Genomic DNA, 11,229 nt, shown 5'->3' with positions numbered 1-11,229 from the left:
GACTACTTCTCCTCTTTGAGCGTCTCGTAGCCGTGCGAGACGAGCGGGGCCACGGCGTCGCCGATGCCCTCGAACCCGGACCCGACGGTCTGGCCCTTGCTGTAGCGGAAGTAGATGCCTTCCAGGATCACTGCGAGCTTGAAGAACGCGAAGCTCACGTACCAGTTGAGCGCCGACACGTCGCGGCCGGAGCGCTCGGCGTAGCGGGCGATCACCTCGTCGGTGCTCGGGTAGCCGGGTGCGGAGCTGGCGTTGGACACCATCTGCAGCGACACCTTGTCGCGCTCGGCGTAGGCCACCAGCAGCGCGAGGTCGGTGAGCGGGTCGCCGAGGGTGGACATTTCCCAGTCGAGCACCGCGGTGATGCGGTCGTCGCCGTCCACGAGCACGTTGTCGAGCCGGTAGTCGCCGTGCACGATCGTGGCCGGGCCCGAGGCCGGCAGCTTCGCGGCCAGGCTTTCGTGCAGCTCGTCGGCGCCGGGCAGGTCGCGGCTGCGGGAGCCGTCGAGCTGCTTCTTCCAGCGGCGCAGCTGGCGTTCGAGGAAGCCGTCGGGCCGGCCGAAGTCGCCGAGCCCCACCGCTTGCGGGTCCACGGCGTGCAGGTCGACGAGCGTGTCCACGAGCCGGAACCCGATCTCGCGCGTGCGCTCGGTGCCCAGCACCGCGAGCTCGGAGTCGCTGCGGTACGGCGTGCCGGCCACGAACTCCATCACGTAGAACTGCGCGCCGAGCACGTCGGTGTCCTGGCACAGCACGACGGTGCCCGGCACCGGGACCGCCGTGCCGGCCAGGCCGGAGATCACCTTGAACTCGCGCGCCATGTCGTGTGCCGTCGGCAGCACGTGCCCGAGCGGCGGACGGCGCACGACCCAGCGGTGGGTGCCGTCGCCCACGATGTAGGTGAGGTTCGAGCGGCCGCCCTGCACCACCTCGGCGGTCAGCTCGCCGGTGACCAGACCGGGCCGCTGCTCGTCGAGGTAGCCGCGCAGGCGGGCCAGGTCGAGTCCTGGTGGGTCGGACGGGGTCATCGGGCCTCCTCAGGGGTCACCGGCCCACGCTACCGACTAGTCGGTATGTCGTACAGCCACCGGCCCGGGTGTCCCCGGGCCGGGTGCCTCTCGCGTGGTCAGGCGGGTTGTCGGGCAGTGCCGCGGGCGGCGCTGCCAGGCAATGTCGCGGGCAGGTCAGGCGATCATGCGGGCGACGAACTCGGCGACGCAGGCCGGCTTGGCCTCGCCGTCGATCTCGACGGTCCACCGCACCACAGCCTGCTTGCCGCCGGCCACGTCTGTCACCTCGAGCAGGTCCGCGCTGCCGCGCACCTTCGCCCCGACCTTCACCGGCTGCGGGAACCGCACCTTGTTGAGGCCGTAGTTGATGCCCATCTTCAGGCCGTCGACGCGGTAGACCTGCGAGCCGAAGTGCGGCAGCAGCGAAAGCGTGAGGAACCCGTGGGCGATCGTGGTGCCGAACGGCCCCGCCGCGGCCTTCTCGGTGTCGAGGTGGATCCATTGGTGGTCGTCGGTGGCGTCGGCGAACTGCTGCACCCGCTCCTGCGTGACGGTGAGCCACTCGCTCTCGCCGAGGTGCTCGCCAGCCGCGGCGGCGAACTCGTCGACGTTCGTGAACACGCGCATGGCCATCAGTCCTTCGGTCCGCCGGCGACGTAGATGACCTGACCCGAGACGAAGCCCGCGCCCTCGCTCACGAGGAACGAGGTCAGGTGGGCGATGTCGGCGGGCGTGCCCACGCGCTGCACGGGGATCTGCGACGCGGCCGCCTTCTTGAAGTCCTCGAAGTCCATGCCGAGGCGCTCGGCCGTGGCCGCGGTCATGTCCGTGGCGATGAAGCCGGGCGCGATCGCGTTGGCGGTGACGCCGAACTTGCCCAGCTCGATGGCGAGGGTCTTCGTGAAGCCCTGCATGCCGGCCTTGGCGGCGGAGTAGTTGACCTGGCCGCGGTTGCCCAGTGCGGAAGTGCTGGACAGGTTCACGATCCGGCCCCACTTCGCTTCAGTCTGGTACTTCTGCACCGCACGCGTCATGAGGAACGAGCCCTTGAGGTGCACGCCGAGCACGGAGTCCCAGTCGTTCTCGGTCATCTTGAACAGCAGGTTGTCGCGCGTGATGCCGGCGTTGTTGACCAGCACGGTCGGCGCGCCGAGCTCCTCGGCGACGCGGGTGACGGCGGCCTCGACCTGGTCGGCGTCGCTGACGTCCAGCGAGACGCCGACGGCCCGGCCACCCTCGGCCACGATCGCCTCGGCACCCGCCTTCACCGCGGACTCGTCGAGGTCCAGCAGGCCGACGGCGAACCCGTCGGCGGCGAGGCGGCGGGCGACGGCGGCACCGATGCCGCGGCCGGCTCCCGTCACGATGGCAACCCGGGCGGGGGAATCGGTCACGAGGACCCTCCTCATCGTTGAGAAACAGCGATCGGGCACGCAGTCTGCCCGCTAAGCGGATGCTTAGGAAGATACCCGGAAGGGCTCGGCGGGCCACTGTGACCGGGCTCATGTTCGCCCGGACGGGCGCCGAATTTTCAAGAGTCGACTAGAAATCCTAGGAGTCCCTCCGTAAAGTGATGTGGGTCTCTCGGCAGGTGGCGGAAGGAGGCGCGGATGTCGACGGTGACACCGCAGGTCCGCGTCGATGGGGTGCTTCGCGCCGTCCGCGCGCTCGAGCCGGTGGACATCGCGTTCGCGGCCCGGGTCGACCGCGGCACGGGCACGTTCGTGCTCGACCGGTTCGACGGCGCGCGCACCGACCTGCTGCGCAACCTGGTCATCCCGCGGGGCGAGGGGGTCGGCGGCCGGTGCATCGCCCTGGAACGGCCGGTGTTCGTCCGGGACTACGTGGCGGCCAAGGGCATCACGCATCGCTTCGACGGCGCCGTGGCGGGTGAGGGCCTGAGCGCGATGTTCGCGGTGCCCGTGAAGACCGACGGGGTGGTGCGCGACGTCGTCTACGGCGCGGCGCGCACGTCGGTGGAGTTCGGTGAGGGCCTGATCGACCGGGCGGTCGACCTCGTGAAGCGCTCGGCCGCGCAGGAACCGCCGAGCCCGTCGCGGCGCTCGGCCGGCGACATCGCCGCGGAGCTCGAGGACATCGCGGCCGCCGCCACCGACCCCGAGGTGCGCCGGCGGCTGCGCGAGCTGGGTGCGAGCCTGTCCGGGACGCCGGTCGCGGACGACCTGCCGATCCGGCTCTCGCCGCGTGAGCTGGACGTCCTCACCGCTGTCGCGATGGGACACGCCAACGTGGACGTCGCTCGCCGGCTCGGTCTCACCGTGCAGACCGTGAAGTCGTACCTGAAGAGCGCGATGGCCAAACTGGACAGTCACACCCGCGGCGAAGCCGTCTACCGCGCGCGGATGGCCGGCTTGCTACCGTGACCGCGGTGGGGAGCCTGACGGCCGGCGGGTCCGGCGAGGTACCGGTGACCCGGGCCGAACGCAAACGGGCCGAACGGGTGGCGCGGCTCGAACGCGCCGCAGCACGCGTGTTCGCCCGCCACGGTTACGAAGGCGCGAACTTCGACCTCATCGCGGCCGAGCTGGACCTGCGTGGCGCCAGCCTCTACTACTACGTCTCCTCGAAGGAAGAGCTTTTCCTGCGCTGCCTGCGCCAATCGGCGGCCGACGTGTCCGCCCGGCTGCGGGCGATAGTCGAGGCCGAACCCGAGCCGCGGGAACGGCTGCGGCGGCTGTTCCGCGAACAGGTGCTGATCGAGGTCCGCGACTACCCCGAGTACGTGCCGCTGTTCTTCAAGGCGCGGGTGAGCGTGCCCGCGCTTGCCGACGCCGTGCTGAGTCTGCGGCGCGAGCACTCGACGGTGTTCGAGGAGACGGCGCGGGAGCTCGGCACGGACCCGCGGAAAGCGCGGCTGGGCCTGGAAATCGCGTACGGCACGCTGGCCTACCTGCCCGACTGGTACGACCCGGCCGGCGCCGTGAGTCCCGCCGAGCTGGCGGACGAGCTGGCAGAACTGCTCGTGGCGCCGTTCCTCCGCACGGACGGCTGACCACCCCCACTCGTGGGTATCTGCGCGAACGCCGCGCGCCTACCGTTGGTCCGGATGGCCCAGTCCCCGGCTGGGTCCGACGATCCCGTGCTCCCGCCGCCCCGAGGCGGGGACCCCCGAGAACAGGTGATGCCGAATGACCGCGACCACCACGAACTCCGTGCGGGGTGGCCAGCTCGCCGACCACGGGTACGAGCTGCCCTGGGCCTTCACCCCCGAGCACCTGCAGTGGCGCGACACCGTGCGGGAGTTCACCGCCGAAGTGGTGGCGCCCGAGGCCGCCCGGCGCAGCATCGAGTCGAAGTTCGACGCGGACCTGGTCCGCGCGGCGGGCCGGCTCGGGGTCTTCGGCTTGATGGTGCCGGCCGAGTTCGGCGGCGCCGGCGCCGACCTGCGCACGCTGTGCCTCACGATCGAGGAATTGGCCACAGTGGACTCTTCGCTGGCGGTCACGGTGCACGTCCAGGCGATCTGCGCCGCGCTGCTCGCGCACCTGGCCCAGGACCGGCCCGAGCTGTGTCAGGAGATCCTGCCCTCGGCCGCCACCGGCGAGACGTTCATCTCGATCGGACTCACCGAGCCGTCGGGCGGGTCGGACGCCGGCAACATCAGCACCCTCGCGCGCCAGGACGGCGACGGCTGGATCATCAACGGCGCCAAGCAGTTCATCACGAACTCGGGCACCCCGTTCTCGCGCTACGTGATCCTGCTCGCCGCGGTCGGCGACGACAAGCGCGGCCGGCCGCCGGTCTCGGCGTTCCTCGTCCCGCTCGACGCGCCGGGCGTCACCGTCGGCAAGGGGTACCCGAAGCTGGGCTGGCGCTCCTCCGACACGCACCCGCTGTTCTTCGACGACGTCCGTGTGCCGGGCGACGCGCTGCTGTCCGAACCGGGCCGCGGCTACCGCGACGCGCTCGAGTTCCTCACGTGGGCGCGGCTGCCGATCGCAGCGATGAGCGCCGGGCTCGCCCGCGGCTGCCTGGCCGACACCCTGCGCTTCGTCACCGAACGCACGTCCTTCGGCCAGCCGCTGGGCCACCACCAGGCCGTGGCGTTCCAGACCGCGGACATCGCGGCGCTGGCCGCCACCGCCCGCACCCTGACCTACGACGGCGCGTGGAAGTACGATCACGGCTTGTCGATCAGGGAGGCCGCCGCCACGGCGAAGCTGGTCGCGTCCGAAGCCGCGAACAAGGCCGCCTACCTGGCGACCCAGCTGCAGGGAGGCTACGGCTTCATCGAAGAGACGGCCGCGACCCGCCACCACCAGGACGCCCGCATCCTCACCATCGGCGAGGGCACGTCCGAAGTGCAGCGGATGCTGATCGCGCGTTCACTGGGGCTGGCCGTCTGAGCAGGTGCCGATCGATCGAACACACAAGGGAGCGTGCCCGTGGCCGACAGTGTGGAACAGCTGATCTCCGTTCCGTTGCAGGAACTTCCCCAACGGTGGCGCTCCGCGAGCCGGGCCGAGGAGATCGCCCGCGCGCGGGCGCTGCACGATCGCGACCCGGACGAGTACTGGGCGTGGGCCGCGGGCAAGCAGCGGTGGATGCGGCCGTGGGACGAGGTGCGCAGCGGTGACCTGCCCGAGTTCCGGTACTTCACGGGCGGGCTGCTCAACGTGGCCGACAACTGCGTCGACCGCTGGGCCGAGGACCCCGCGACGGCCGACCGCGCCGCCGTGGTGTGGGAGGGCGAGCCGGGGGACACCCGCACGGTGACCTACGCCGAGCTCGCCCGGGAGACCTCGGCGTTGGCCGCGGGGCTGCTGGAGCTGGGCATCGGCAAGGGCGACGTGGTCGCGATCTACCTGCCGAACCTCGTCGAGGCGTTCACGGCCATCCACGCCTGCAACCGGATCGGCGCGATCTACACGGTGCTGTTCTCCGGCTTCGGCAAGGACGCCGTGACCGCGCGGCTCAAGGTCTCCGGCGCGAAGGCCGTGGTGGTCGCCGACGCGTCCTACCGGCGCGGGAAGCTGGTGCCGCTGCTGGAGACCCTGCGCACCGCCCGGCCGGGCCTGCCCGACCTCGGCCACGTCGTGGTGCTCGACCGCACCGGCCGCGACCTGCCGCTCGAAGCGGGCGAGGTCTCCTACGCCGACCTCGTCGCCCGGCACCCCGAAGGCACGCCGGCCGTGCCGCTGGAGGCCAACGACCCGGCGTTCCTGATCTTCACCAGCGGCACGGAGTCGACGCCGAAGGGCGTGGTGCACTCGGTCGCCGGGTTCCTGGTCGGGACCTGGGCCAACGCCTACTGGCAGGCCGGCCTCGAACAGGGCGACGTGTACTGGGTGGCCGCCGACGTCGGCTGGCTGACCTTCCCGATCCAGGCCGTGATCGGCGGGCTGGCGTGCGGGACCACGATCGCGTGTTACGAGGGCGCACTCGACACCCCGACGAAGGAACGCTTCTACGAGTTCTGCGAACGCCACGAGGTCACGCAGGTGCTGGCCGCGCCGACCGTGCTGCGGATGCTGCGCTCGTTCGGCGAGGACCTGTGCGCCGCGCACCCGCTGCCGCACCTCAAGCTGATCACCGTGCAGGGCGAGCCGCTCGACGCGGAGACGTTCACCTGGGCCGGCGCGCACCTCGACGTCCCGATCGTCAACGCCTACGGCCAGACCGAGACCGGCTCCACCTGGACCTACCCGGTGACCGGCGTCGACGCCTTGAAGGCGGGCTCCGCCGGGCGTCCCCTGCCCGGCCACGACTGCGAGATCGTGGACGACGACGGTCTGCCGGTTCCCGCCGGTACCAAGGGAAACCTGGTGATCACCCGGCCGTTCCCGACGCTGGCGCGCACGGTGTGGGGCGACCACGAGCGCTACCTCTCGGCGTATTTCAACCAGTTCCCCGGCCGGTACAACACCAAGGACGAAGCTGTCCTCGACGCCGACGGCCACCTGTGGGTGCTCGGCCGCGCGGACGACGTCATCAACGTCGCCGCCCACCGCATCTCCACGATGGAGATCGAAGGCGTCGTGACCGCCCACGAGCGCGTCGCCGAGGCCGCCGTGGTCGGCGTGCCCGACCCGACCAAGGGCACGGTCCCGATCGCCTTCGTCACGCTCCTGGCCGGCGCCGACGCCGACTCCGTGTCGGCCGAGCTGATCCGCCGCGTGGGCGAGGAACTCGGCGGCTACGCCCGGCTGGCCAAGGTCTACCCCGTGACCGCGCTGCCCAAGACCCGCACGGGCAAGACCATGCGCCGTCTCCTGCGCGACGTCCTCGTCGAGGGCGCTCCCCGCGGCGACACCAGCGCGATGGAGGACCCCGGCGCGCTGGACGCGGTGCTGACGGCGGTGTCCGCGGCCCGCTGACCTTGTCGCCCGCCGCCCGTACCGGTGGCGCGTCCGGTTCGCCCGGAGCGTGTGCCGGGCGGGGCGGGGCGGCGGCCCGATAGGCTGGCACCGTGGCCGAGGGGCGAGAGGTGTCGACCGTGACGATCTGGAACGACGTGATCAGTTTCGTGCGCCTGCGTTACGAGGTGCTCGAGGACCACGACGGCTGGCTGCGCTTCCGCCTGCCCACCGACGACGGCCGCAGCCAGCAGGCGACCGTCCACCTGCTGCCCGACCACGGCGGGGTGGCGTGGGCCGAGCTGTCCTCGCCCGTCGGCTGGGCCGACCGCGTCGACCTGCGCCGGCTGCTGGAGCTCGTCGGCGAGTCCGGCGTCGGCGGTGCGGCCGTGGTCGACGGCGTGGCGCTGATCAAGCACGCCGTGCCGCTCGCGTCGCTGGACATCGAGGACGAGCTGGACCGGCCGTTGCGCGCCCTGGTGGCTCGCGCCGACCAGCTCGAACACGAGCTCGGGCAGGGCGACGAGTTCTGATCGCCGGCGCGGGCTGAGTTTCAGCTCGAAACGCGGGCCGGTTTCTCCGCGCGCACCGGAGCTGCCAGCACCGCCAGCGCGACCAGCTCCGTGATCGCCATCCCGCGTTCGACCAGGCCGAGCGGGATGAGCAGCCACCAGCGTTCGTCGTTGACCGCGGCGACCGCCACGGCGCCGACGATGATCGCCAGCCAGCCCAGCGACAGCGCGGCGAGCAGCCGAGCGGCAAACCGGCGGCGCGGCGAGTGCGGGAACGTCGTGCGCGCGGCCACCAGAATGGCCAGCGGCAGGCAGACGAACGCGACCACGCTCGCCACCCGGTGCAGCGTGCCGCCCGCGGCGCCACCGGTGGCCGTGGCCCAGTTGGTCTTCGGGAACGCCACGATCACGAGCAAGCCGATCGTCCACAGTGCACCGAACACGGCCGAGACCACGGGCAGGCGCCGTTGCAGCCGCAGCACGGCGAGCGTCACGGCGGAGCCCACGGCCACCAGCACCACCGCGAGGTCGAACACCCACTTGTTGTCCGACAGGCCGTACTCGCTGATGGTCCGGCTGGTCACGCTGATCTCATCGGTGGGCGGCACCAGCTGCAGGAGCAGGACCAGAGCGGCGCCGATCGCGAACGCGGCGATGCCGGCGATCGACAGCAGAGCGGGGCGGCGGTCCTCGGCGAGGGCGGTCATCCTTCGAGATTAGCCAGGACGGGTATGTGCCCACTGTGAGCGGATGATCCCGTACTTCCGAAGGTTACCCGGGGCGTTTTGCGTCGATATGGTCGTTCGCTGCCGGAGCGTCCCTGCTCCCGGCTCGGCCCTGGGAGGTCCGCGAACGTGGGTAATTCACCTCTTTCACAACGACTTTCACTCAGAAGATCCAGACCGTGGGTTCTGCTGGCCACGGCCGGCGTCCTGGCGGGGACGTTCGTCGCCCTGCCGACGTCGGCCACGGCCGCGCAGAACGTGGTGCACGCCGACCGCTCCGTCGTGCGGTCGTGTTTCGCCGCGCTCCAGCCGGCCGGCGCGCCCGGCACCGACCGCCGCGAGGTCGCCTCGACGGTCGACGGCCTGGTCCAGGCCCGTCTGACGCCGGGTGCCGGCGCCGAGGGCGACTGGGACCTCGCCGTGTTCGACAAGGCCACCGGGGCGCTCGTCGCGGCCTCGGCGGCCTTGCGCAGCCACGAGCTCGCCGAGAGCTTCGTGAAGAAGGGCCAGCAGCTCGTGATCCAGAGCTGCCGGTACGCGGGCAACGCCAAGGAGGCGAAGCTCGGCGTCGACTTCCTGGCGCTGACCCCGCAGGGCACCCCGACCGGATCCGCCGCGCCGGCCCAGCGCGCCGAACTCGTCCGCGTGCACACGCCTTCGCGCGCGGACAAGAACAAGCTCCTCGGGCTCGGCCTCGACGTCACCGAAAAAGGTGACGCGACGGGCGTCGAGGTCGTGCTCGCCGGCGACGCCGACCGCCGCACGCTCGCGGCGAGCGGGCTGAAATCCACCGTCGTCGAGCCGGACCTGTCGGCAAAGTCGATCCGCGACGCGAAAACCGACCGCGAGTACGCCGCGAAGACGGCTGCCTCGGTGCTGCCGTCCGGCCGTACGAGCTACCGCCATCTGTACGACTACGAGTACGAGATGAAGGAGCTCGCGCGCAAGAACCGCAAGCTGGTCAAGGCGTTCACGCTGCCGGAGCCGACGTGGGAGGGCCGCGACGTCGTCGGGCTCGAGATCGCCACGGACGTCGCGAACACCGCCGACGGCAAGCCCGTCGACTTCACGATGGGTGTACACCACGCGCGCGAATGGCCGGCCGGTGAGACCACGATGGAGTGGGCCTACCAGCTGATCAACGGCTACGCCCACGACACCACGATCCGCGGGCTGGTCGGCAAGACGCGCAACATCATCGTGCCGATCGTGAACCCCGACGGCTTCTCGATCTCCCGCGAAGCCGAACCCCGTGGGGATTTCACGAGGTTCGACTACGAGATGAAACGCAAGAACTGCAACGCCGCCGATTCCCCGCCGCAGTTCGCCACCGGAGTCTGCAAGGCGAACCCGGGCGGCGCGCAGCGCGGCACCGACCCGAACCGCAACTACGCCGGCTTCTGGGGCGGCGGGGGAGCGGGCCTGTCGTGGAGCAGCGAGACGTTCCGCGGTTCGGCCCCGTTCAGCGAGCCGGAGTCGCGCAACATCCGTTCGGTCGTGTCGTCGCGGCAGGTGACGAACCTGATCACCTTCCACACCAACGCGGCGCTCGTGCTGCGCCCGCCGGGCGTCGCCGACGTCCGGCCGCCGCTCGAGGACCCCGTGTACCAGGCGCTCGGCGACAAACTGGCCTCCCACAACGGTTACACGAGTGAACCGAGCTGGGCGCTCTACGACACCACCGGTACCACGGAGGACTGGTCGTACTGGGCCACCGGCGGCTGGGGCTTCACGATCGAGATCGGTGGCGCCGGCTTCCACACGCCGTACGAGGTGGGTGTGGTCGCCGAGTACGCGGGCCTGGCCCCGGCGCCGGGCGCGGGCAAGGGCGGCAACAGCGGCGCGCTGCTGGAGATGCTGCGCAACACCGCCGACCCGGCGGCGCACTCGACGCTGATCGGCACGGCGCCGAAGGGCTACCAACTCAAGCTGCACAAGACGTTCCAGACCCCGACGTCGCCCGTGCTGCAGCCGGACGGCTCCACCAAGCCGCCCGTGTACGTGACCGACGACCTGAACTCCACCTACACCTCGACCGGCGGCCGGTTCGCGTGGTCGGTGAACCCGTCGACGCGGCCGTACGTCGCCGGCCGCTACGGGCGTGACCCGCAGGGACCGGCGCAGGCCGGGTACGCCGTGACGAACCCGGCGGGTGTGCCGCCGATCAACGAGTCGTACCCGGACAACCCGGCGTCGGAGAGCTTCACGTTCCACGTCGACGGGTTGCCGAAGGTGGACAACGGAAAGTTCAGCGTGGACGTGAACTGGGCGAACCCGGACACCGACTGGGACCTGTACGTGTACGACGCCGCGGGCAACGCCGTGACGTCGTCGGCCAACGGCGGCACCACCTCGGAGCACGCCGTGCTGTTCGACCCGCCCGCCGGCGACTACCGCGCGGTGCTGGTGAACTACGCCCAGGCCGACCCGGCCCAGGTGGACGACTGGACCGGTGGCGTGTCGTTCGCGTCGCCGGTGCCGCCGACGTACGGGCCCAAGGAGGCCTACCAGCTGACCTGCACCAACGCGAAGGGCAAGCCGGTGGGCATCGCGGACGTCTACCTCGACCGCGGCCAGACCATCGACGTGGGCGAGATCTGCACCAACTCGGCGCGCGCGGCGAAGAACCGCTCGCACGGCTGAGTTCCCGGTCCGTGAAGGGCTC

10 protein-coding genes are annotated in these 11,229 nt (G+C 71.2%); 6 read left to right on the top strand and 4 right to left on the bottom strand.

The window, feature by feature from the left end:
* Positions 1 to 2 precede the first annotated feature (2 nt).
* The 3 genes from QRX50_RS42315 to fabG form a co-directional block, all read right to left on the bottom strand.
* A complete protein-coding gene (locus QRX50_RS42315) occupies positions 3 to 1,028 on the bottom strand; it encodes a phosphotransferase family protein (protein ID WP_285968700.1) in 1,026 nt (341 codons plus the stop codon).
* A gap of 156 nt (positions 1,029 to 1,184) precedes the next feature.
* A complete protein-coding gene (locus tag QRX50_RS42310; RefSeq protein WP_285968699.1) occupies positions 1,185 to 1,637 on the bottom strand; it encodes a MaoC family dehydratase in 453 nt (150 codons plus the stop codon).
* 5 nt (positions 1,638 to 1,642) lie between these two features.
* Positions 1,643 to 2,404 carry a 3-oxoacyl-ACP reductase FabG gene (gene fabG, locus QRX50_RS42305; RefSeq protein ID WP_285968698.1) on the bottom strand — a complete coding sequence of 254 codons (762 nt, stop codon included), beginning with the start codon at positions 2,402 to 2,404 and terminating at the stop codon, positions 1,643 to 1,645.
* A gap of 216 nt (positions 2,405 to 2,620) precedes the next feature.
* Here fabG and QRX50_RS42300 point away from each other — a divergent pair, with 216 nt between their 5' ends.
* The 5 genes from QRX50_RS42300 to QRX50_RS42280 all read left to right on the top strand — a co-directional run bounded on the left by QRX50_RS42300 (position 2,621) and on the right by QRX50_RS42280 (position 7,860).
* The gene (locus QRX50_RS42300) at positions 2,621 to 3,394 is read left to right on the top strand and encodes a LuxR C-terminal-related transcriptional regulator (RefSeq protein ID WP_285968697.1); all 774 of its coding nucleotides are present in this window, start codon (positions 2,621 to 2,623) and stop codon (positions 3,392 to 3,394) included.
* Positions 3,395 to 3,399: 5 nt separating this feature from the next.
* Positions 3,400 to 4,023, top strand: a complete 624-nt coding sequence (locus QRX50_RS42295) for a TetR/AcrR family transcriptional regulator (protein ID WP_285968696.1) — start codon at positions 3,400 to 3,402, stop codon at positions 4,021 to 4,023.
* 136 nt (positions 4,024 to 4,159) lie between these two features.
* Positions 4,160 to 5,377 carry an acyl-CoA dehydrogenase family protein gene (locus tag QRX50_RS42290; protein ID WP_285968695.1) on the top strand — a complete coding sequence of 406 codons (1,218 nt, stop codon included), beginning with the start codon at positions 4,160 to 4,162 and terminating at the stop codon, positions 5,375 to 5,377.
* 39 nt (positions 5,378 to 5,416) lie between these two features.
* A complete protein-coding gene (locus QRX50_RS42285; RefSeq protein WP_285968694.1) occupies positions 5,417 to 7,348 on the top strand; it encodes an AMP-binding protein in 1,932 nt (643 codons plus the stop codon).
* 119 nt (positions 7,349 to 7,467) lie between these two features.
* A complete protein-coding gene (locus tag QRX50_RS42280; RefSeq protein ID WP_285968693.1) occupies positions 7,468 to 7,860 on the top strand; it encodes a hypothetical protein in 393 nt (130 codons plus the stop codon).
* 20 nt (positions 7,861 to 7,880) lie between these two features.
* On the opposite strand, the gene QRX50_RS42275 is transcribed toward QRX50_RS42280, so the two are convergent.
* Entirely contained in the window at positions 7,881 to 8,546 is a 666-nt protein-coding gene (locus QRX50_RS42275) for a DUF998 domain-containing protein (RefSeq protein WP_285968692.1), read from the bottom strand.
* Positions 8,547 to 8,750: 204 nt separating this feature from the next.
* On the opposite strand from QRX50_RS42275, the gene QRX50_RS42270 reads away from it, so the two are divergent.
* Positions 8,751 to 11,207: a M14 family zinc carboxypeptidase gene (locus QRX50_RS42270; RefSeq protein WP_285974694.1), complete on the top strand. Its 2,457-nt coding sequence runs from the start codon at positions 8,751 to 8,753 to the stop codon at positions 11,205 to 11,207.
* The last annotated feature ends 22 nt before the right edge of the window (positions 11,208 to 11,229 follow it).

The organism is Amycolatopsis sp. 2-15 (assembly GCF_030285625.1).
GTDB classification, from domain to species: Bacteria; Actinomycetota; Actinomycetes; order Mycobacteriales; family Pseudonocardiaceae; genus Amycolatopsis; species Amycolatopsis carbonis.
This window is presented reverse-complemented; position numbering and strand designations above follow the sequence as displayed.

What these genes read in the sequence shown, in the direction of transcription:
- QRX50_RS42300 (WP_285968697.1), top strand. Translation starts at nt 2,621, where the DNA reads ATGTCGACGGTGACACCGCAGGTCCGCGTCGATGGGGTGCTTCGCGCC.
- QRX50_RS42290 (WP_285968695.1), top strand. Translation starts at nt 4,160, where the DNA reads ATGACCGCGACCACCACGAACTCCGTGCGGGGTGGCCAGCTCGCCGAC.
- QRX50_RS42315 (WP_285968700.1), bottom strand. Translation starts at nt 1,028, where the DNA reads ATGACCCCGTCCGACCCACCAGGACTCGACCTGGCCCGCCTGCGCGGC.
- QRX50_RS42310 (WP_285968699.1), bottom strand. Translation starts at nt 1,637, where the DNA reads ATGCGCGTGTTCACGAACGTCGACGAGTTCGCCGCCGCGGCTGGCGAG.
- QRX50_RS42275 (WP_285968692.1), bottom strand. Translation starts at nt 8,546, where the DNA reads ATGACCGCCCTCGCCGAGGACCGCCGCCCCGCTCTGCTGTCGATCGCC.